At 71.8% G+C, this 21,660-nt stretch carries 18 protein-coding genes; 16 read left to right on the top strand and 2 right to left on the bottom strand.

Annotation, left to right across the window (positions count from 1 at the left end; translation table 11 throughout):
- Positions 1-132 precede the first annotated feature (132 nt).
- Positions 133-1,434, top strand: a complete 1,302-nt coding sequence (gene clpX, locus ABGB06_RS30375; RefSeq protein WP_347595400.1) for an ATP-dependent Clp protease ATP-binding subunit ClpX — start codon at positions 133-135, stop codon at positions 1,432-1,434.
- Between the two features lie 96 nt (positions 1,435-1,530).
- Here the strand turns inward: clpX and ABGB06_RS30370 are convergent, their stop codons facing one another.
- Complete coding sequence (locus tag ABGB06_RS30370; protein WP_347595397.1) at positions 1,531-2,613, bottom strand: hypothetical protein; 1,083 nt, start codon at positions 2,611-2,613, stop codon at positions 1,531-1,533.
- A gap of 181 nt (positions 2,614-2,794) precedes the next feature.
- Here ABGB06_RS30370 and ABGB06_RS30365 point away from each other — a divergent pair, with 181 nt between their 5' ends.
- Positions 2,795-5,437 (top strand): valine--tRNA ligase, encoded by a 2,643-nt coding sequence (locus tag ABGB06_RS30365; protein ID WP_347595394.1) that lies wholly within the window; start codon positions 2,795-2,797, stop codon positions 5,435-5,437.
- A 246-nt stretch (positions 5,438-5,683) separates the two neighbouring features.
- Here ABGB06_RS30365 and ABGB06_RS30360 read toward each other — a convergent pair whose 3' ends face one another.
- Positions 5,684-6,436 carry a BTAD domain-containing putative transcriptional regulator gene (locus tag ABGB06_RS30360; RefSeq protein WP_347595391.1) on the bottom strand — a complete coding sequence of 251 codons (753 nt, stop codon included), beginning with the start codon at positions 6,434-6,436 and terminating at the stop codon, positions 5,684-5,686.
- A gap of 198 nt (positions 6,437-6,634) precedes the next feature.
- Here ABGB06_RS30360 and ABGB06_RS30355 point away from each other — a divergent pair, with 198 nt between their 5' ends.
- From ABGB06_RS30355 to ABGB06_RS30290, 14 genes are all read left to right on the top strand, one after another.
- Positions 6,635-8,146, top strand: a complete 1,512-nt coding sequence (locus ABGB06_RS30355; protein ID WP_347595716.1) for a folylpolyglutamate synthase/dihydrofolate synthase family protein — start codon at positions 6,635-6,637, stop codon at positions 8,144-8,146.
- On the top strand, positions 8,146-8,481 hold the full coding sequence (locus ABGB06_RS30350) for a DUF4233 domain-containing protein (RefSeq protein ID WP_347595388.1): 336 nt from the start codon (positions 8,146-8,148) through the stop codon (positions 8,479-8,481). Before ABGB06_RS30355 ends, ABGB06_RS30350 begins: the two co-directional genes overlap by 1 nt.
- A gap of 79 nt (positions 8,482-8,560) precedes the next feature.
- The gene (gene ndk / locus ABGB06_RS30345; RefSeq protein WP_347595385.1) at positions 8,561-8,983 is read left to right on the top strand and encodes a nucleoside-diphosphate kinase; all 423 of its coding nucleotides are present in this window, start codon (positions 8,561-8,563) and stop codon (positions 8,981-8,983) included.
- Positions 8,984-9,330: 347 nt separating this feature from the next.
- Positions 9,331-10,350 (top strand): rod shape-determining protein, encoded by a 1,020-nt coding sequence (locus ABGB06_RS30340; RefSeq protein WP_347595713.1) that lies wholly within the window; start codon positions 9,331-9,333, stop codon positions 10,348-10,350.
- A 151-nt stretch (positions 10,351-10,501) separates the two neighbouring features.
- Entirely contained in the window at positions 10,502-11,611 is a 1,110-nt protein-coding gene (mreC, locus tag ABGB06_RS30335; RefSeq protein WP_347595382.1) for a rod shape-determining protein MreC, read from the top strand.
- A gap of 3 nt (positions 11,612-11,614) precedes the next feature.
- On the top strand, positions 11,615-12,316 hold the full coding sequence (gene mreD / locus ABGB06_RS30330; protein WP_347595379.1) for a rod shape-determining protein MreD: 702 nt from the start codon (positions 11,615-11,617) through the stop codon (positions 12,314-12,316).
- Positions 12,313-14,448: a penicillin-binding protein 2 gene (mrdA, locus tag ABGB06_RS30325; protein ID WP_347595376.1), complete on the top strand. Its 2,136-nt coding sequence runs from the start codon at positions 12,313-12,315 to the stop codon at positions 14,446-14,448. The genes mreD and mrdA overlap by 4 nt, the downstream gene beginning before the upstream one ends.
- A 115-nt stretch (positions 14,449-14,563) precedes the next feature.
- Positions 14,564-15,691, top strand: coding sequence for an FtsW/RodA/SpoVE family cell cycle protein (locus ABGB06_RS30320; protein WP_347595699.1), 1,128 nt, complete (start codon positions 14,564-14,566; stop codon positions 15,689-15,691).
- An 86-nt stretch (positions 15,692-15,777) separates the two neighbouring features.
- Positions 15,778-17,283: a CYTH and CHAD domain-containing protein gene (locus ABGB06_RS30315; RefSeq protein WP_347595373.1), complete on the top strand. Its 1,506-nt coding sequence runs from the start codon at positions 15,778-15,780 to the stop codon at positions 17,281-17,283.
- 55 nt (positions 17,284-17,338) lie between these two features.
- Complete coding sequence (locus ABGB06_RS30310) at positions 17,339-19,264, top strand: TIGR03960 family B12-binding radical SAM protein (RefSeq protein WP_347595370.1); 1,926 nt, start codon at positions 17,339-17,341, stop codon at positions 19,262-19,264.
- Positions 19,265-19,356: 92 nt separating this feature from the next.
- Complete coding sequence (locus tag ABGB06_RS30305; RefSeq protein WP_347595367.1) at positions 19,357-19,605, top strand: type II toxin-antitoxin system VapB family antitoxin; 249 nt, start codon at positions 19,357-19,359, stop codon at positions 19,603-19,605.
- Complete coding sequence (locus ABGB06_RS30300; RefSeq protein ID WP_347595365.1) at positions 19,575-20,009, top strand: PIN domain nuclease; 435 nt, start codon at positions 19,575-19,577, stop codon at positions 20,007-20,009. Before ABGB06_RS30305 ends, ABGB06_RS30300 begins: the two co-directional genes overlap by 31 nt.
- Positions 20,010-20,059: 50 nt before the next feature.
- Positions 20,060-20,614 (top strand): GNAT family N-acetyltransferase, encoded by a 555-nt coding sequence (locus ABGB06_RS30295; protein WP_347595362.1) that lies wholly within the window; start codon positions 20,060-20,062, stop codon positions 20,612-20,614.
- 102 nt (positions 20,615-20,716) lie between these two features.
- On the top strand, positions 20,717-21,466 hold the full coding sequence (locus tag ABGB06_RS30290) for a TIGR03936 family radical SAM-associated protein (protein WP_347595359.1): 750 nt from the start codon (positions 20,717-20,719) through the stop codon (positions 21,464-21,466).
- The last annotated feature ends 194 nt before the right edge of the window (positions 21,467-21,660 follow it).

The raw sequence follows: 21,660 nt of genomic DNA, 5'->3' as shown, positions 1-21,660 counted from the left end.
TATTGACGGGACGGCCCCGGCAGGGGAATCCCGCCAAGGGGGGCCATTCCGCCGGGGCGACAGGGTACCGTCGTCTTCAGCAAGCACCAGGCACCGCTCCCCGGCGGTGCGCAGGCGAAGGGGAAGCACCTCGTGGCACGCATCGGTGACGGCGGCGATCTGCTCAAGTGCTCGTTCTGCGGCAAAAGTCAGAAGCAGGTGAAGAAGCTCATCGCGGGGCCGGGGGTCTACATCTGCGACGAGTGCATCGACCTCTGCAACGAGATCATCGAGGAGGAGCTCGCCGACTCCCCGGAGTCGGAGCTGGGCGAGCTGCCCAAGCCCCGGGAGATCTACGACTTCCTCGACTCCTACGTGGTCGGCCAGGAGGACGCCAAGAAGGCGCTCTCGGTGGCCGTGTACAACCACTACAAGCGGGTGCGGGCGAGCGAGGCCGAATCGGGCCAGTCGCGGGACGAGGAGATCGAGCTCGCCAAGTCGAACATCCTGCTGCTCGGCCCGACCGGCTCGGGCAAGACCCTGCTGGCGCAGACGCTGGCCCGGATGCTGAACGTCCCGTTCGCCATCACCGACGCCACCGCCCTCACCGAGGCCGGGTACGTCGGCGAGGACGTGGAGAACATCCTCCTCAAGCTGATCCAGGCGGCCGACTACGACATCAAGAAGGCCGAGCAGGGGATCATCTACATCGACGAGATCGACAAGGTCGCCCGCAAGAGCGAGAACCCGTCGATCACCCGGGACGTGTCGGGCGAGGGCGTGCAGCAGGCGCTGCTGAAGATCCTGGAGGGCACCACCGCCGCCGTGCCGCCGCAGGGCGGGCGGAAGCACCCGCACCAGGAGTTCCTGCAGATCGACACGTCCAACGTGCTGTTCATCGTCGGCGGCGCCTTCGCCGGACTCGACGACATCATCCGGGCCAGGTCGGGGGCGCGCGGCATCGGCTTCGGCGCCGACATCCGCTCCAAGCGCGACCGCGACACCGCCGAGCTGCTGGCGGACGCGTTGCCCGAGGACCTGGTGAAGTACGGCATGATCCCGGAGTTCATCGGCCGGCTGCCGGTGATCACCTCCGTGCACAACCTGGACCGCGAGGCGCTGCTGCGGATCCTGGTCGAGCCGCGGAACGCCCTGGTGCGGCAGTACCAGAAGCTCTTCGAGCTGGACGGCGTGGAGCTGGAGTTCGACCTCCCGGCGCTGGAGGCGATCGCCGACCAGGCGCTGCTGCGCGGCACCGGCGCCCGCGGCCTGCGGGCGATCATGGAGGAGGTGCTCCAGTCGGTGATGTACGAGGTGCCCTCCCGGCAGGACGTGGGCCGGGTCGTGGTGACCGAGGCCGTGGTCCGCTCCAACGTCAACCCCACGCTGGTCCCGCGCTCCCGGCTGGCCAAGCAGCGCGGCCCGTCCGCCCCGCCGCAGGAGAAGACGGCCTGAGCGCCCGTTCGGCCGGCGACTGACAGGGGTGGGCCCGGAACGCGATCGCGTTCCGGGCCCACCCCTGTCAGTCCCGCATCACGGCGGGTCGCGTGCTCAGCCGTCCGAGCCGCCGTCGCCGCCGCCCTCGGCCTCCTGGATCGAGTCCGTGCGCAGCTGCCTGGTGTACTCGGCCGCGTCGTCCACCGAGACCGGCTCGGGCGCCGACAGCTCCGGCGTCTCCTCGGACTCCGGGTCGAAGCCCTCGGGCAGGGTGGGCATCGGCGCGTAGTAGACCAGGCCGACCGTGCTGTAGTCGGACCAGACGCACAGCGTGGTCTCGGGCCGGTAGCCGAGGTCGGGGTCGTTCTCGGTGCCGCGCCCGATCTGGCACTTCAGCACCGCGTCCGAGTCGGTGTGGTCGGACGGGCTGTCCACCATCTCGAACTCGGTCTCCTCCTCCTGCTCCGCCTCCTCGGTGGCCAGCGCGAACATCGCGTTCACGGTGGCCTCCGGGTTCTCGACCTCGCCCCACAGGCCGACCACGCCGAGGGTGACGGTGCCCGGCTCCCAGACGCCGCCCGACTGCTCCCAGGCGTCCGGCGGCATGTTCCGGTAGATGCCGTCGTCGCTCTCCATGTCCGCCAGGCCCGCCTCGGCCAGCTCGTCCTCGGTCGGCCCGTCCCCGCCGCCGCCGTCGTACTTGTGGAACTCGCCCGTCTCGTCGGGCAGGCTGAGCGTGTACCTCGTGCCGTCGTCCGCGGCGATGGAGCCCGCGTCGTCCCGCAGCAGGAAGAAGGCCGCGCCGCCGACGACCGCGAGCGCGGCGACGACGGCGACGATGATCAGCGGGGCGCGCTTCCTGCCGCTCCCCGACGGGGGCGGCAGGTGCCCGTACGGGGGTTGTCCCGGAACCTGGCCGGGCATCTGGCCGGGGACCTGTCCCGGCGGCATCGGCTGCTGCCCGTAGGGTCCCGGCTGTTGCGGCTGGCCGTACCCGCCGGGCGCTCCCGGCTGCTGTGGGTAGCCGTACGCCTGTCCCGCGCCGTGGGCCGCTCCGGGCGGCGGCGGAGCCGGTGCGCCACCCTGTCCGTACGGGTTCGGGCCGCCGGGCGGCGGCCCCTGCGGCGGCGGCGCCCCGTACGGGCCGGGCTGGTTGCCGGGCTGCTGCCCGTACGGCCCCGGCTGGTTGTAGCTCATGATGGGTTCCCCTCAGGAACTAGCGCATCGGAATGCTTCCGCTCATCCTGTCTGACGAGATGCATCTGTGTACATCGAGGCCCCGAACGCTTTCAAACCAGGCCGAAAGCCCACCATGCGGGACGGCCGCCGGACGAAACGGATTCGGAGCCGGGACCCCGGCCGCCCTAGACTGTGGGGCGTGACCGAGAACACCCAGCAGCCCACCAACGGGCACCACAGCGCCCCCGCAGACCTGCCGACGCAGTACACGCCGGCCGAGGTTGAGGAGAGGCTGTACGAGCGCTGGGTAGACCGCGGCTACTTCGAGACTGACGCGAAGCGCGAGGACGGCGGCGAGAAGGAGCCGTTCGCGATCGTCATCCCGCCGCCCAACGTCTACGGGAACCTGCACGTCGGGCACGCCCTGGAACACACGCTCATCGACGCGGTGACCCGGCGGAAGCGGATGCAGGGGTACGACACCCTCTGGCAGCCCGGTATGGACCACGCCGGCATCGCCACGCAGAACGCGATCGAGCGGCAGCTGGCCAGCGAGGGCAAGTCGCGCCACGACGTGGGCCGCGAGGCGTTCGTCGAGCGCGTCTGGCAGTGGAAGGCCACCTCGGGCGGCCAGATCGCCGGGCAGATGCGCCGGCTCGGGGACGGCGTCGCCTGGTCCCGTGACCGCTTCACCATGGACGAGGGCCTGTCGCGGGCCGTCCAGACCATGTTCAAGCGGCTCTACGACGACGAGCTGATCTACCGCGCCGAGCGGATCATCAACTGGTGCCCGCGCTGCCTCACCGCCATCTCCGACATCGAGGTGGAGTACCAGGACGACGACGGCGAGCTCGTCTCGCTGCGGTACGGCGACGGCGAGGACTCCGTCATCGTCGCGACCACCCGGGCCGAGACGATGCTCGGCGACACCGCGGTCGCGGTGCACCCCGACGACGAGCGGTACGCCCACCTGATCGGGCGGCGGATCGCGCTGCCGCTGACCGACCGCACCATCCCGGTCGTCGCGGACGAGCATGTCGACCCCGAGTTCGGCACCGGCGCCGTCAAGGTCACCCCGGCCCACGACCCCAACGACTTCGAGATCGGCCGGCGGCACGGGCTGCCGCAGCTGACCGTCATGGACGAGCACGCGGTCATCACGGTGCACGGCCCGTTCCAGGGTCTGGACCGGCTGGAGGCGCGCTCCGCGGTGGTCGCCGCGTTGCGCGCCGAGGGCCGGGTCGTCGACGAGAAGCGCCCGTACCGGCACTCGGTCGGGCACTGCTCGCGGTGCGGCACGACGATCGAGCCGCGGCTGTCGATGCAGTGGTGGGTCAGGGTCGGCCCGCTCGCCAAGGCCGCGGGCGACGCGGTCCGCGACGGCCGGGTCGCCATCCACCCGAAGGAGATGTCCTCCCGCTATTTCGAGTGGGTGGACAACATGCACGACTGGTGCATCTCCCGGCAGTTGTGGTGGGGCCACCGGATCCCCGTCTGGTACGGGCCGGACGGCGAGGTGGTCTGCGTCGGTCCCGACCAGGAGGCCCCGAGCGGCCCCGGCTGGCACCAGGACGAGGACGTTCTCGACACGTGGTTCTCGTCGGGCCTGTGGCCGTTCTCCACCCTCGGCTGGCCGGAGCGGACCGAGAGCCTGGAGCGGTTCTATCCCAACTCCGTGATGGTCACCGGGTACGACATCCTGTTCTTCTGGGTCGTCCGGATGATGATGTTCGGCCTCTACGCCATGGACGGCGTCGAGCCGTTCAGGGTGATCGCGCTGCACGGCATGGTGCGCGACCAGTTCGGCAAGAAGATGTCCAGGTCGTTCGGGAACGTGGTCGATCCGCTGCAGTGGATGGACTCCTACGGCGCCGACGCGGTCCGCTTCACGCTCGCCCGCGGCGCCAACCCGGGCGTTGACATCCCGGTCGGCGAGGACTGGGTGCAGGCCTCGCGGAACTTCGCCAACAAGGTGTGGAACGCGACCCGTTTCGCCCTGCTGAACGGCGCGACCATCGAGGGCCCGCTGCCCGACCCGGCCGAGCAGTCCGCGGCCGACCGGTGGATCCTCTCCCGGCTGAACTCGGTGATCGCCGAGGTCGACGGACACTACGAGGACTACCAGTTCGCCAAGCTCAGCGACGCGCTCTTCCACTTCGCGTGGGACGAGGTCTTCGACTGGTACGTCGAGCTGTCCAAGACGGTCTTCACCGCGGGCGGACGCCCCGCGGAGGTGGCCCGCCGGGTCCTCGGCGAGGTCCTCGACGTCACGCTGCGCCTGCTGCACCCCGTGATCCCGTTCGTCACCGAGGAGCTGTGGACCACGCTCACCGGCGGCGAGTCGCTGGTGGTCGCCGCCTGGCCGGCGGACTCCGGGTTCCGCGACCCGGCCGCCGAGCGGGAGATCGCGGGCGTCCGGCAGCTGGTCACCGAGGTCCGAAGGTTCCGCGCGGACCAGGGCCTGCAGCCGGGACAGCGGGTCCCGGCCCGGCTGGAGCTGACCGACCCCGGGCTCGCGGCGCACGAGGAGGCCATCCGCGCGCTGCTGCGGCTGACCGCGCCGGGCGACGGCTTCTCCGTCACCGCGACCCTGCCGGTGCCGGGGGCCACCGTGGCCCTCGACCTCTCCGGCGTGATCGACGTCGCGGCGGAGCGGCGCCGGCTGACCAAGGACCTCGCGGCCGCGGAGAAGGAGCTGGCCCAGACCAGCGCGAAGCTGGCCAACGAGGGCTTCCTCGCCAAGGCCCCCGACCACGTGGTGGACAAGATCCGCACCCGCAGGTCCACGGCCGAGGCAGACATCACCCGCATCCGCACCCAACTCGACCGCCTCCCCACCTGACCCCCGGGCCCTCCGACCCCGGGGCCACGACGCCCGCACGGAACCGGCCCCGCCGCCGTGCGGGGCCCTTCGGGCGAGCCCCCGAGCCGGTTCGGCCTGCCGTCGGTCGGGGGAGGGGCCGTCGGGCCTGGTACCAGGGTGGCCGGCGCCTCGCGCCCGGCAGTGTTCGGGCGAGCCCGGGCGGCGAGGCCCGCCTCCTGGTTCGGGAAGGGGTGGGGCGGGGGAGGAGCCCAGCGCGGGGAGGTCTCAGCCCGCGCGGCGGGCCAGCAGCCGCTCGTGCAGCAGCGAGAGGCCCTCGTCCGGGTCCCGGCCCAGCTCCTCGCGGAAAGCGACCCGCGCCATCTGGTAGGACTCGGTCAACCGGCCGGGCTCCCCGAGCCGGTGGTGGGCGCGCAGCACCACCTCCCACGCCCGTACCCGCAACGGATCGTTGGACACCACCCGCCACGCGCTGTCCAGCGCCTGCCGCGGCTCGCCCAGCGCGAACCAGGCCGTGGCGACGTCCTCCAGCACCCGCAGCCGCTCGCCGTCCAGGATGGCCAGCTCCTGGTCGAGTATTCCGCGCCGCGCCAGGCCGGCCGCCGCCTGCTCGGAGCGCCACAGCTCGAGCGCCCGGCGCAGCAGCAGCACCGCCCGCAGCGGGTTGCTGGCGAGCACCTCCCGGCCCTGCCGGGCGAACTCCGCGAACAGCAGGTGGTCGCTGTCCTGCCGGGTCAGCCGCAGCTCGTACCCGCCGGGATGGCCGATCAGCGACGTCGCGGCGCAGAGCGAGCGCCGCAGCTGGTGCACGTAGGAGCGCAGGTTGGGCAGGGCGGAGCGCGGTGGCTCACCGTCCCACAGGGCCTCACTCAGCGTGTCCAGCGAGACGACGCGGTTCGCCCGGAGCAGCAGCGCGGCGAGGACGATCCGGGGCTTTCCGCCCTTCAGCGGCTGGCGTCCCTCGCCGACGCGGACCTCGACCGGTCCGAGCAGCCGATAGACCGGATCTGGCTCAGCCATGAACGCTCCCCACTACCCTCGCCTCGCCCGAACGCCCGTACCGCGGTGGCGTCCGCACGAAGTCGAAAGCCTAGTCGATGCGCCTGACGGGAACGCCGCTCGTAGACTGGCCAGGTGACCGAGCGCGACCATCCCGAGCCCGACCGGCCCGACGACGACCAGGCCAACGACTCCGACGACTCCGCCGAGTTCGACCGGTTGGACGAGTTCGACGAGATCATCGCCTCCGAGCGCGACCGCGATCCCGACCTGGCGGTGATCGAGGCCGGCAGCCGGACGCTGCGCACCCAGGGCGGCCCGGCGGCCGAGGACGCGGTGCCGGCCCGCCCCGCCGACCCCGCGGTCGACCGCGCGCTGCGGGACGTGGAGACCGAGCTGTCCAAGCGCTGGGGCGAGACGAAGCTGGACCCCTCGGTGGTCCGGATCCGCGCGCTGCTCGACGTGCTCGGCGAGCCGCAGCAGGCGTATCCGGCGATCCACCTCACCGGCACGAACGGCAAGACCAGCACGGCCAGGATGATCGAGGCGCTGTTGGGCGCCATGGACCTGCGCACCGGCCGTTTCGCCAGCCCGCACCTGCAGTCCATCACGGAGCGGATCAGCGTCGACGGGGCGCCGGTGCCGGCCGAGCGGTTCGTCGAGGTGTACGAGGAGGTCAGGCCGTTCGTCGAGTTGGTGGACGAGCGCCAGCCGTACCGGCTGTCCTTCTTCGAGGTGCTCACCGGCATGGCGTACGCCGCGTTCGCCGACGCCCCGGTGGACGTGGCGGTCGTCGAGGTCGGCATGGGCGGCACCTGGGACGCGACGAACGTGATCGACGCGCGGGTCGCCGTGCTCACCCCGATCGACCTCGACCACACCGACCGGCTCGGCTCCACGCCGGCCGAGATCGCCGTGGAGAAGGCCGGGATCATCAAGCCGGGCGCGACCGTGGTGCTCGCGCAGCAGCCGGTCGACGCCGCCGCCGTGGTGCTGCGCCGGGCGGCCGAGGTGGGTGCCACCGTCGCCCGGGAGGGCCTGGAGTTCGGGGTGCTGTCCCGCGAGGTCGCGGTGGGCGGCCAACTGCTGACCCTGCGCGGCCTCGGCGGTGAGTATCCGGAGGTCTTCCTGCCGCTGCACGGCGAGCACATGGCGCACAACGCGGCGGTCGCGCTGGCCGCGGTGGAGGCGTTCTTCGGCGCCGGCGCGGGGCCGGCGGGTTCCGAGGACAGGCGCACGCTGGACCCCGAGGTGGTGCGCGCCGGGTTCGCCGCCGTGAGCTCCCCCGGACGGCTCGAGGTGGTGCGCACCAGCCCGACCGTGATCCTGGACGCCGCGCACAACCCGGCCGGCGCCCGCGCGGCGGCGGCCGGGGTGTCCGAGGCGTTCGGCTTCAGCCGGCTGGTCGGCGTGGTCGGGACGAGCGGCGACAAGGACGTGCGGGGCCTGTTGGAGGCGTTCGAGCCGATCCTCACCGAGGTCGTGGTCACCCGGAACAGCTCGCACCGCGCGATGGACGTGGACCGCCTGGCCGCTCTGGCCGTCGAGGTGTTCGGCGAGGACCGGGTGCAGGTGGAGCCGCGGCTCGACGACGCGCTGGAGGCGGCGATCACGCTGGCCGAGGAGGAGCAGGAGTACGCGGGGGCCGGGGTGTTGGTCACCGGCTCGGTGATCACCGCGGGCGAGGCGCGGGTGTTGCTCGGTCGCGCCGGCGGAAGCGGGGGGCGTTGATGCGGACGCTGTGCGCGAGCACGCTGGTCGGCGAGTTCATCGTCATCGGCCTCGCCGGGCTGGTCGCCAGCCGGTTGACCGACACCTCGACGGGCGTCGTCTGGACGGTCTCCGGCACCGCCATGGTGCTGTGCCTGCTGCTCGTCGGCATGGTCGGCCGCCCCGGCGGGGTGCAGCTCGGCTGGGTCCTGCAACTGGGCCTGATCGCCAGCGGTCTGGTGGTGCCGGCGATGTTCCTGCTCGGCGCCGTCTTCGCCGGGTTGTGGTGGGCATCGGTCCATTTCGGTCGCAAGGTGGACGAGATCAAGGCCGCCCGCGCCCGTTCCGCCGCCTAGTCAGGACCCTGGGCCGGGGTCGGCCGGGTGTCCCGGTATGGTGCGGCCAACCCACCCCGTCTCCCAGGAGCCGCCCACCATGACCCAGCGCACTCTTGTCCTACTCAAGCCGGACGCGGTCGACCGGGGCCTGGTCGGCGAGATCCTCGGCCGCATCGAGCGGAAGGCCGGCTGGCGGATCGTCGCGTTGGAGCTGCGCACCCTGGACCTGGACACGCTGCGGGTGCACTACGCGGAGCACGAGGGACGGCCGTTCTACCAGCCGTTGCTGGAGTTCATGAGCGGAAGTCCCAGCGTGGCGCTGGTCGTCGAGGGGGAGCGGGTCGTCGAGGGGATGCGCGCGCTGGCCGGACCGACCGATCCGATCGCCGCCGCACCCGGTTCGATCCGCGGCGACTTCGGCACGGTGGTGCGGGAGAACCTGGTGCACGCCTCGGATTCGGAGAAGTCGGCCGAGCGGGAGATCGAGATCTTCTTCCCGACCCTCGCCGGGCGGCCGTAGGGCGGCACGTCGGCATGCGGGGCCGGCGCGGGACACGCCCGGACGGGCGTCAGCGGCGCATGTCCGAGTAGCCCTAATGCGTTACTCCATCCCGGTATGTACAGTCGAACGGGGGAACCCTTCACCCGAACACGACGTCACCATGATGGAGGCTGAGCAGGGTTCCCCCGACAATGGCGAAAGCGGCGCTCCGGCGCTACGAGCTCGACCGGCCGTGGATACGATGGGAGTGCCGCCCTCCCCGCGTCAGCGGGAGGAGTCTGAGGCGCACGTTCATCGCACCGCGCCGACCTCCCTGCACATACCGATCCAGCTGGAAGGCCAGATGCATCTCTATGGCGAACAGTATGTCGTTCATCGGCCGTGACATGGCAGTGGACCTCGGGACGGCCAACACGCTGGTGTACGTCAGGGGTCGTGGCATCGTCCTCAACGAGCCGTCGGTCGTCGCCATCAACACCAACACCGGTGGCATTCTCGCGGTCGGCGCCGAGGCGAAGAAGATGATCGGCCGGACCCCCGGCAACATCGTGGCCGTGCGCCCGCTCAAGGACGGCGTCATCGCCGACTTCGAGATCACCGAGCGGATGCTGCGCTACTTCATCCTGAAGATCCACAAACGTCGTTACCTGGCCCGGCCCAGGGTGGTGATCTGTGTGCCCTCGGGCATCACCGGCGTGGAGCGCCGCGCCGTGATCGAGGCGTCGACGCAGGCCGGCGCGCGCCAGGTGCACATCATCGAGGAGCCGATGGCCGCGGCGATCGGCTCGGGGCTCCCGGTCCACGAGGCCACGGGCAACATGGTGGTCGACATCGGCGGCGGCACCACCGAGGTGGCCGTGATCTCGCTCGGCGGCATCGTCACCGCGCAGTCGATCCGGGTGGCCGGCGACGAGTTGGACAACGCGATCATCCAGCACATCAAGAAGGAGTACAGCCTCCTGCTGGGCGAGCGCACCGCCGAAAGCATCAAGATCACCATCGGCTCCGCCCACGAGATGGACGCGGACGAGCACACCGAGATCCGCGGGCGGGACCTGGTCAGCGGCCTGCCGAAGACCGTGGTGATCTCCTCGGCCGAGGTGCGCCGGGCCATGGAGGAGCCGGTCAACGCCATCGTGGACGCGGTGAAGACGACGCTCGACAAGTGCCCGCCCGAGCTCTCCGGCGACGTCATGGACCGGGGCATCGTGCTGACCGGTGGCGGGGCGCTGCTGCGCGGCCTGGACGAGCGGCTGCGCCGCGAGACCGGCATGCCGATCCACATCGCGGAGGACCCGCTGGACTCGGTCGCGCTCGGTTCCGGCAAGTGCGTCGAGGAGTTCGAGGCGCTCCAGCAGGTGCTGGACGCCCAGCCGAGACGGTAGCCGGTGCGGGCCCGCCGCCGAACGGCGATCCGCCGCGCGGTGCAGACACCATTCCGCGCGGCGGGTCGTTAGCAGGGCAGCTCCATCCAGCTCGACCGATCCAGCTCCATCGACTCAGCTCCATCGATCCAGAAGGGCACGGCCGCCACACGTGAGGGACACCCGAGAGAGCCGGCTGCTGCTGATCCTGCTGGTCTCCGTTGCATTCGCGCTCATCACGGTGGACATGCGCAGCGGCGAGAACTCCCCGCTGGACGGCCCCCGGGAGGTGGCCGCGGCCGTCTTCGGCCCGGTCGAGGAGGGCGTCGCCGCGGGCGTCGACCCGGTGGCCAACGCCATCGCCGCCGTCCGCGACTCCGGCGAGCGGCACGACCGCATCAGCCAGCTGGAGGAGGAGAACGCCGAGCTGCGCCAGGAGTTGGGCAGCCAGGAGCACCGCGAGTCCCGGATGGAGCAGGTCGAGGAGCTGCTGGGCACCGCCGGCGCCGGCCAGTACGGCATCGTCGGGGCCCAGGTGATCGCCATCGGCGCCGCCCAGGGCTTCTCCTGGACGGTCACCATCGACGTCGGCCGGGACGACGGCATCACCCAGGACATGACGGTCCTCAACGGCGACGGTCTCGTCGGCCGGGTCACCACGGTCGGCCCCGGCACCGCCACCGTGCTGCTGGCCAACGACCCCAGCTTCACCGTCGGCACGCGCCTGGAGGGCAGCGAGGAGATCGGCTTCGCCACCGGCCGCGGGGACAACGAGCTGGACGTCCAGCTGCTCAACCACCAGGCCGACGTGCACGAGGGCGACCGCATGGTCACCTTCGGCTCGGAGGACAACGAGCCGTTCGTGCCGGGCGTCCCGGTCGGCGAGGTGGTGAGCGTCGACCGCAGCGCCGGCGACCTGACCCGCACCGTGCAGGTCCGCCCGTACGTGGCGTTCACCCAGCTCGACATCGTCGGCGTCGTGGTCGAGCCGCCCCGGAGCGACCCGCGCGACACCCTGCTGCCGCCCCGCCCCGAGGAGACCGACGAGTCCGGCGGCTCCGCCGGCGAGGGCGACGAGTCGGGTGCCGGCGGCGAGTCGGGCGAGGACGGCGAGACCCGGGACGGCGAGGCGTCCACCGACGGGACGGACAGCGGGAACGAGACCGAGGGCGACTCCGTCGAACCCGAGGAGGACCCGACCGCGGCCGATCCGGCCGGGTACGCGCGACAACCCGAGGAGCACGCCGCCGCCCACGCCCGAACCGACCCCGCCAGGAGCTGACCGATGCGCCTGTCCCGCACCGTGCTCGCCGCCCTGCTCGTGGTGGTGGCGCTGGTCATCCAGGTCACCGTGCTCGCCCGGCTGCAGCTGCCGGGCGCCGTCCCCGACCTGCTGCTGCTCACCGTGCTCGCCCTGGCCCTCGTCTACGGCCACGTCGGCGGCGCCCTGACCGGCTTCTTCGCCGGCCTGGTCGCCGACCTCGCGCCGCCCGCCGACCACGCCGTCGGCCGGTACGCGCTGGTGCTCTGCGTCATCGGGTACGCGGCGGGGCTGACCAAGCCGGAGACCGGGCAGCACCGTTCGGCCACCGTGCCGATGCTCGTGGTGGCCGCCGGCGCCGCGAGCTCCACCCTGCTCTACGCCGGCGTCGGTTCGCTGGTCGGCGACACCGCCGCGCGGGACGTGGGCCTCACCAGCCTGCTGCTCACGGCCACCATCTACGACCTGCTCCTCGCCCCGTTCACCGTGCCGTTGGTGATGGGCCTGGCGCGCAAGCTGGAGACGGATCCGCTGGCGGGGGAGGGCGGCTCGGGATCCGCGGCCGGCGGCGACACCGCCGTCGCCTGGCTCGGCGGCGGCTCCGGGCTCCGGACCCGCGCGCCCCGCCGCAGCCGCTACGGCCGCGCCGGGGGTTCGCGGGGCTCACTGCTCAGCCGGTCGGCCCGCGGCCGGGTCGGACGCATCAAGGGGGTCAAGCGCCTGTGACGAACATTCCGGAGACCGGCCGAACGTCCCGGATCACCATCCGACTCATCGTCATCCAGATACTGGTCTTCTCACTGCTCCTCACCCTCGGCGGGCGGCTGTGGTACCTGCAGATCAGACAGGGTGACGAGTTCGCCGAGGCGGCCGCGGGCAACCACGTGCAGCAAGTCGTGCAGCCCGCCGTGCGCGGCGCCATCCTGGACGCCAACGGCGTGCCGATCGCCGACAACGAGACCCGCCTCGTGGTCTCCGCCGACCGCACCGAGCTGCTCCGCCAGTCCGACGACGGCGAGGCGGTGCTCGCCGACCTCGCCGAGCTGCTCGGCATGCGGGTCGAGGACGTCACCAACCAGGTGCGGCTGTGCGACGCCGAGACCCCGCAGCCCTGCTGGAACGGTTCGCCGTACCAGCCGATCCCGATCACCGACGAGGCCACCACGCAGCAGGCGCTGCAGATCCGGGAGCGCGCCGAGGACTTCCCCGGCATCACCGCCGAGCCGACCGCGGTGCGCCGCTACCCCTCCCCGTACGGCGCGAACACCGCCCAGGTGCTGGGCTACCTCGGCCCGGTCACCGACCAGGAGGTGGCGGACTCCGAGGACACCGACAATCCGCTGCTGCGCTCCGACCAGATCGGCCGCTCGGGCCTGGAGAGCACCTACGACGGCTATCTGCGCGGCCAGGCGGGCGTCACCGAGTACGAGGTGGACAAGTTCGGCCGGGTGCTGGACGAGTCGCAGAGCGAGGCGGCGGAGGCCGGGTCGAACGTCATCACCAGCATCGACTCCCGGGTGCAGGCCGTCGTCGAACAGGAGCTGCTCGCGGCCATCGAGACGGCCAGGGGCACTCCGGACCCGGTCACCGGCCGGGACTACGAGGCCGACTCAGGCGCCGCCGTGGTGCTCGACAACGACACCGGCCAGGTCGTCGCCATGGCCTCCGCCCCCGACTACGACCCGAACGTCTGGGTCGGCGGCATCTCCAGCAGCGAGTACGCCGGGCTGACCGACGAGGACGCCAACAACCCGCTGCTGAACCGGGCGATCCAGGGCCAGGGCCCGCCCGGATCGACGTTCAAGGTCATCTCCTCCACCGCCGCGGTCAACGCCGGCTTCGACTGGGACGGCAGCTACAACTGCTCCTCGTCGTACAACATCGGCGGCCAGAGCTTCGACAACTTCGAGTCCTCGGCGTACGGCCCGATCTCCCTGGGCCAGGCCATCGAGGTCTCCTGCAACACCGTGTTCTTCGGCCTCGCCCACCAGATGTGGCAGGACGACGGCGGCACCGACCCCGTCGAGAACCCCGACGACTGGCTGTTCAACACCGCCCACGACTTCGGTCTCGGCTCGCCCACCGGCATCGACCTGCCCGACGAGGCGGCCGGCCGGGTCCCCGACCGCGAGTGGAAGCACGACTACTGGGAGGCCAACGAGGAGACCTGGTGCGAGCTCGCCGAGTCCGACCGGGACGACTACGAGGCCCAGGTCGCTCGCGAGAACTGCACCGAGGGCATGAACATGCGCGCCGGTGACATGCTCAACTTCTCCATCGGCCAGGGCGACGTGCTGGTCACCCCCATCCAGCTGGCCAGCATCTACGCCGCCATAAGCAACGGTGGCACCCTGTACGAGCCCTCGGTCGGCATGGCCGTGGTCAGCCCCGACGGCCGGCACGTCGAGGAGATCGAGCCCACCGTCGCCGGCCAGCTGCCGGCCAACGACGCCACCATCGCCGACCTCCAGGACGCCACCGAGAGCGTGGTCACCACGGGCAGCGCGGCCTGGCGGTTCGGCGGCTGGCCGCAGGACGAGATCCCGCTGCACGCCAAGACCGGCACCGCCGAGGGCTACGGCGACCAGCAGACCGACTCCTGGCTGGCCACCTACACCGACGACTACACCATCGTGATGACCATCTCCCAGGCCGGCACCGGCTCCGGCGCCTCGGGCCCGTTCGTCCGCAACATCTACGAGGCCATCTACGGCGTCGGCGAGGACGGCTCGATCAACGAGGACGTCGCGCTGATCCCCGACCCCGACCGGGAGCTGCCGGAGATCGACGAGAACGGCAGCATCGTCGCGGACCGGGACCCGGACTTCGACGTCTCCCGCACCTCGGGGACGCAGTGACGCGCCCGCGGTCGACCGGTGGCGGCGCGATAAGCCGCCGGAGGGCCCGTTGAGCGTCCACACCCTGACCCTCGACCGGCGCCAGGCACCGCAGCGCAGCGCCTGGCGCCGGCTGATGGCCCGCGACTCGCTGGCCCGCCGGGTGGACTGGATCCTGCTGCTGGCCGCCGCCGCGCTGTCCGCGCTCGGCTGCCTGCTGGTGTGGTCGGCCACCCGGAACCGCACCGACATCAACAACGGCGACCCGCAGTTCTTCCTGATCAGGCAGGGCATCAACCTGGCCGTCGGGGTCGCCATGGCGGTCGGCGTGATGTGGCTGGGCCACCACCGGCTGCGCAGCGCCGTGCCGTTCTACTACGCCTTCTCGCTGATCGCGATGCTGCTGGTGTTCAGCCCGCTGGGCACCGAGATCAACGGCCAGCGCGCCTGGTTGGCCATCGGCGGCTACACGCTGCAGCCCGGCGAGTTCGCCAAGGTGGCGATCACCCTCGGCATGGCGGTGATCCTCGCCGCCCAGGTGGACGCCGGCGACCGCGACTACCCGGGCCCCCGGGCCGTGATGCAGGCGCTGGCCCTGGCCGCCGCGCCGGTGGCCATCGTCGTCATAGACGACATGGGCATGGCCATGGTGCTCAGCGTCGTCATCCTCGGCGTGCTGCTGGCCTCGGGCGCCGCCCTGGGCTGGTCCATCGGGCTCATCGTGGCCGGCGCCGCCGGCGCGGTGCTGGTCTGGGCGCTCGGCATCCTCGACGAGTACCAGCTCGACCGGTTCGGCGCCTTCGTCAACCCGTCGCTGGACCCGGCGGGCGCCGGCTACAACACCAACCAGGCCAGGATCGCCATCGGCTCCGGCGGCCTGTTCGGCAAGGGCCTGTTCCAGGGCACCCAGACCACCGGACAGTTCGTCCCCGAACAGCAGACGGACTTCATCTTCACGGTGGCCGGCGAGGAGCTCGGCTTCGTCGGGGCCGGCGGGATAATCCTGTTGATCGGCATCGTGCTCTGGCGCGCCCTGCGGATCGCCCGCGGCGCGAGCGACCTCTACAGCACCATCATCGCCGCGGGCATCGTCGCCTGGTTCGCCTTCCAGTGCTTCGAGAACATCGGCATGGCCCTCGGCATCATGCCGGTGGCCGGCGTCCCGCTGCCGTTCCTCTCCTACGGCGGCACCTCGATGTTCGCGTCCTGGATCGCGATAGGCCTGCTGCAGTCGGTTCGGATGAAACGACCGATTTCCGCCTGAGTACTCTTGGAATGTCGGGTACGTGAAGAGGAGACCCACATCCCACGCGTGAGCCGACGCCCGGGGCGTCGGCGACGGAGGCCATCATGGGCGCCACCACGAAGACGCGGAACACCACGGAGACCGAGCGGAAGTACGACGGCGTCGACGACACGAGTCCGGACCAGCTGGCCGGACCGCTCGTCGGCGTCGGCGCCATCGCGGCGGTGGCGGGTGACGGCGTCGTCTCGCTGACCGCCGAGTACTACGACACCAGGGACGAGCGGCTGGCCGCCCAGGGCATCACCCTCCGCCGGCGCACCGGCGGGCACGACGCCGGCTGGCATCTGAAGCTGCCGGTCGGCCCGGACACCAGGGAGGAGATCCAGGCGCCGCTCGCCGACCGCCCACCGGAGGCGCTGGTCGCCCTGGTGCGCTCCCGCGTCCGGCGCGCCGAGCTGCTGCCCCTGGTGACGCTGCGCACCCGGCGGGACCGGCGCGCCCTGTCGAACGCGGACGGCACCGAGCTGGCCGAGCTGGTGCTCGACCAGGTCACCGCCGAGCGGGGCGAGCACACCGCGCGCTGGAGCGAGGTGGAGGTCGAGCTGGCGGAGGGGGCCGATCCGGCCCTGCTGGACGCCGTCGAGGAGCGGCTCGCCGCCGCCGGCCTGACCCGTTCCGCCGCGCGGTCCAAGCTGCACCGCGCCCTCGCCGAGACGGGCGCCCGGCCGCCGGAGGCCGGCCCCGCCGCGCCGCCGGCCGACGACGACGCCGCCGGGTCCTACGTGCTCGCCTACGCCCGCCGCCAGGTGCGCGCGCTCGTCGACCTCGACCCGGCCGTCCGCCGCGATCTGCCCGACGCGGTGCACCAGATGCGGGTGGCCACCCGCCGGCTGCGCAGCGCGCTGCGCACGTTCCGGCCGGTGCTCGACCGCGGCGCCACCGACCCGGTGCGGAACGAACTGCGTTGGCTGGCCGCCGAGCTCGGGCTCGAACGGGACCGCGAGGTGATGGCGGAGCGGCTCTCCGCGCGGCTCGCCGAGCTGCCGCCGCGGCTCCGACTCGGCCCGCTGGACCAGCGGCTGAGCGCCGACACCCGCACCCGCCGCGCCGAGATCAGGGAGCGGGTGCTCGCCACCCTCGACGGCCCGCGCTATCTGGATTTGCTCGACACCCTGGACGGGCTGCTGGCCGCGCCGCCGCTGCGCGGGGCCGCGACGTCGCCGGCGCGCGAGGTGCTCGCGGACGTCGTGCGCCGCGACCGGGACCGCCTCCGCGCCCGCCTGCGGACGGCGGAGACGGCGCCGGCCGGGACCGAGCGGGACGTCGCCCTGCACGAGGCGCGGAAGGCCGCCAAACGCGCCCGGTACGCCGCCGAGGCGGCCCTGCCCGTCCTCGGCTCGTCCGCCGAGAAGAAGCGCAAGCGGTTCAAGGGAGTGCAACAGGCCCTCGGCGAGCACCAGGACAGCGTGCTGGCCCGCGCGGAGCTGCTCCGCCTGGCCGACCAGGCCCAGCAGGCCGGGGAGCCGACCTTCAGCTACGGCGTGCTGTACGAACGCGAGGCGGAGTTGGCCGCCGCGGCCCGGCGGAAGCTGCGGAAGCTGCGCTCGTGACGAGGCAGTACGCTGGTGGGTCACCGTTCCCCCAGCCTCACCGAAAGACACCCTCATGCCTGTCGAGTCGGTCTTCCCGCGCCTGGAGGCCCTCCTCCCGCACGTCCAGAAGCCGATCCAGTACGTCGGCGGCGAGCTGAACTCCACCGTCAAGGACTGGGACTCGTGCGACGTCCGCTGGGCGCTGATGTACCCCGACGCCTACGAGGTGGGGCTGCCGAACCAGGGCGTCATGATCCTCTACGAGGTGCTCAACGAGCGCGAGGGCGTGCTGGCCGAGCGCACCTACAGCGTCTGGCCCGACCTGGAGCGGCTGATGCGGGAGCACGGCGTCCCGCAGTTCACGGTGGACGCGCACCGCCCGGTCGCCGCGTTCGACGTGCTCGGCGTCTCCTTCGCCACGGAGCTGGGGTACACCAACCTGCTCGCCGCGCTCGACCTGTCCGGGATCCCGCTGCTGGCCGCGGACCGGACCGAGGAGCACCCGCTGGTCATCGCCGGCGGTCACGCCGCGTTCAACCCGGAGCCCATCGCGGACTTCGTCGACTGCGCGGTGATCGGTGACGGCGAGCAGGCGGTGCTGGAGATCACCGAGCTGATCCGGGCCTGGAAGCGCGAGGGCCGCCCGGGCGGCCGGGAGGAGCTGCTGCTCCGCCTGGCCAGGACGGGCGGGGTGTACGTGCCCGGCTTCTACGACGTCGAGTACCTGCCGGACGGCCGGATCTCCCGGGTGGTGCCGAACCGGTCCGGCGTGCCGTGGCGGGTCTCCAAGCACACCGTGATGGACCTCGACGAGTGGCCCTACCCCAAGCAGCCGCTGGTGCCGCTGGCCGAGAGCGTGCACGAGCGGATGTCGGTGGAGATCTTCCGCGGCTGCACCCGCGGCTGCCGGTTCTGCCAGGCCGGCATGATCACCCGGCCGGTCCGGGAGCGGTCCATCACCGGCATCGGCGAGATGGTCGACCGGGGCCTGCGGGCCACCGGCTTCGAGGAGGTCGGCCTGCTGTCGCTGTCCTCGGCCGACCACAGCGAGATCGCCGACATCACCAGGGGCCTGGCGGACCGGTACGAGGAGGAGAAGATCGGCCTGTCGCTGCCGTCCACCCGGGTCGACGCCTTCAACATCGACCTGGCGAACGAGCTGACCCGCAACGGCCGCCGTTCGGGCCTCACCTTCGCGCCCGAGGGCGGCAGCGAGCGGATCCGCCGGGTGATCAACAAGATGGTCTCGGAGGAGGACCTGATCCGCACCGTCGCCACCGCCTACGGGAACGGCTGGCGCCAGGTGAAGCTGTACTTCATGTGCGGCCTGCCCACCGAGACCGACGAGGACGTGCTGCAGATCGCCGAGCTGGCGACGAAGGTCATCGCCAAGGGCCGCGAGGTGTCGGGCTCCAACGACATCCGCTGCACGGTCTCGATCGGCGGCTTCGTGCCCAAACCCCACACGCCGTTCCAGTGGGCGCCGCAGCTGTCGGCGGAGGAGACCGACGCCCGGCTGGAGAAGCTGCGCGACGCCATCCGCGCGGACAAGCGGTACGGCCGGTCCATCGGCTTCCGGTACCACGACGGCAAGCCCGGCATCGTCGAGGGCCTGCTGTCCCGGGGCGACCGCCGGGTGGGCGCGGCGATCCGGGCGGTGTACGAGGCGGGCGGGCGATTCGACGGCTGGCGCGAGTATTTCTCGTACAAGGTGTGGATGGATTGCTCGGAGAGCGCCCTCGCTGTATATGACGTGGATGTCGATTGGTATACCACGCGCGAGCGCGAGCCCGAGGAGGTGCTCCCCTGGGACCATCTCGACTCGGGCCTCGACAAGGACTGGCTGTGGGAGGACTGGCAGGACTCGCTCGACGAGACCGAGGTCGAGGACTGCCGCTGGACCCCCTGCTTCGACTGCGGCGTCTGCCCGCAGATGGACACCACCATCCAGATCGGCCCGACCGGGAAGAAGCTCCTTCCGCTGACGGTGATCAAGTAATCGCACGATCGGGTGATGCGCAGGAATGTTTCTGCATGGTCGGTTCAGCTATATCCTTGTGGACATGTTCCCCACCCACCAGGAGGTCCCGCATGGCCAAGACCGTGATCGACATCGATGACGAAGAGCTGGCACTCGCCGCGGAAGTCCTGGGCACCAAGACCAAGAAGGACACGGTCAACGCGGCGCTCGCGGCCGTCGCGGCCCGCGCACGCCGACGAAAGGCACTGGAGGCGCTGATCGAGCTCGACAGACAAGGAGCCTTCGACAAGGCGAGGGAGCCGGGATTCAAGAGGGAGGTGCGCGGCGCATGGGCGGTGGAGGACGCGACTGTTTCCTGATCGACACCTCGGCCTGTTCCCGGTTCCCCCGGGTCGCTGAGAACCAGACCGGATGGGGAGACCTCGCCGAGGAGGGGCGAATCTCGATCTGCGACCCCACCAAGTCCGAGCTGCTCTACTCCGCCCGCTCCGCCGCGCAGTACAAGGAGATGTCAGACGGGCTCGACCAGATGTACACGTGGCGGCTGGTTCCGGACGATGCCTGGAGACGGGTGCACGACCTGCAGGAGAGGCTCGCGCACGGCGGCTGCCTGCGCTCGGCCGGGGTGGTTGACTTGCTCGTCGCGGTGACGGCACAGCATCACCGCCTCACGATCCTCCACTACGATCGCGACTTCGAAACGATCGCGCGGTACGCCGACCTCAAGACCCGCTGGCTCGCCGAACCGGGAACGATCGTCTGACCGCTGGGAACCGGGTTGCCGTCGCGGCCTCCGCGTCCGAGGATGAAGCGGTGCCCGACCTGATACCGCCCACCACCAGCGTCCACGCCTCCTTCCTGGAAGCGGTCAGGGAATACGAGGCGGAGGGACGCGGCGGGCTCGGGGACGATTCGACGCTGGGCGCCGACATCCTCCGCTACCACCCCCGCTGGGAGGCCCTCCCGGTCTTCGCCGAGTACGTCGAGCGCACCCACGCGCTGGCCCGCGACGAGACCGAGCGTCCCGCCGGCCACGTGCCGACCACCACCCTGTGGTACGTCGCGGGCGAACGGCGGGAGATCTTCCTCGGCCGGCTGACCATCCGGCACCGCCTGACCCCCCGGCTGCTGGACTGGGGCGGCCTCATCGGATACGACGTGCGCCCCTCCGCCCGCCGTCGCGGTCACGCCACCGCCATGCTGCGCGCCTCCCTCCCGGTCGCCCGTGACCTGGGCCTCGACCGGGTCCTGGTGACCTGCGACCACGACAACGTGGCCTCCCGGAAGGTGATCGAGGCGGGCGGCGGGGTCTACGAGGACCGCAGGGGCGAGAAGCTGCGCTACTGGATCGACACCCGGGGCACGTAGTCTGGAAGACAAGCAACGGCCCGCATGCCGGGCCACTGGTACGCACGAGGGACGAGAACACTGGGGAAGCGACAGCCCGCGGGGCCGCCGCCCGCGCCAGCGGTGCAGCGCATCCGACTGCGCTACACCAAGCGTGGCCGCCTGCGGTTCACCAGCCACCGTGACTTCCAGCGCGCGTTCGAGCGGGCGCTGCGCCGGGCAGGGGTGCCCATGGCGTACTCCGCGGGGTTCACCCCACACCCCAAGGTCTCGTACGCCAACGCGGCACCCACCGGTACCGCCAGCGAGGCCGAGTACCTGGAGATCGCCCTGACCACGCCGCAGGACCCGGAGACGCTGCGGGCCCGGCTGGACGCGTCGATGCCGGACGGCCTCGACATCGTCGACGCCGTGCCCGTCGAGGTCCCCGACTTCGCCGAGCTGCTCGTGGCCTCCGCCTGGGAGCTGCGGCTCGACGGCGTCGCGCCGGAGGAGGCGGAGCGCGCGGTCCGCGCCTTCCTCGCCGCCGACGTCGTGGAGGTGCGACGGCAGACGAAGAAGGGCATGCGCACCTTCGACGCTCGGGCCGCCGTGGTGTCACTGACGGTCACGACGGGCGGGTCCGATGGGCCCGGGGCGCGCCCTTGTGCGATACTGCGCCTGGTAGTACGGCATCTCACACCTGCCGTGCGACCCGACGACGTCCTGTCTGGTCTCCGCGCTACGGCCGACCTGGCGCCGCCGGTCCCCGCAGCGGTGACCAGGCTGGCGCAGGGGCCGCTCGATGAGGAGACCGGCACGGTGACCGATCCGTTCGCGCCCGACCGCGACGCTGCCCAGCGGACCGCGGCGGCGCCGGAGATCGCCGTCTAGCGATGCCGTTGCTGCGCCGCCGAGGCGCCTGGTGCCAGAGAGCCACTCGGGCCCAGCACTTCCGGCGGACGCACCGACCAGAAGACTTTCGCCGTAGCCGGGCCATGACGGACCGGAACCGGTGAGCGACACGACAGCTCCCGAGCGGCGCCCGCCCCCTGAGGCGTGGCGCCCGGGGGCGTGACGGGAGAACC

This window comes from Streptomyces sp. B6B3 (genome assembly GCF_039871525.1).
In the GTDB taxonomy this organism is placed as follows: domain Bacteria; phylum Actinomycetota; class Actinomycetes; order Streptomycetales; family Streptomycetaceae; genus Streptomyces.
The sequence above is the reverse complement of the archived record's forward strand: the minus strand, read 5'-3'. Positions and strand labels throughout refer to the sequence as shown.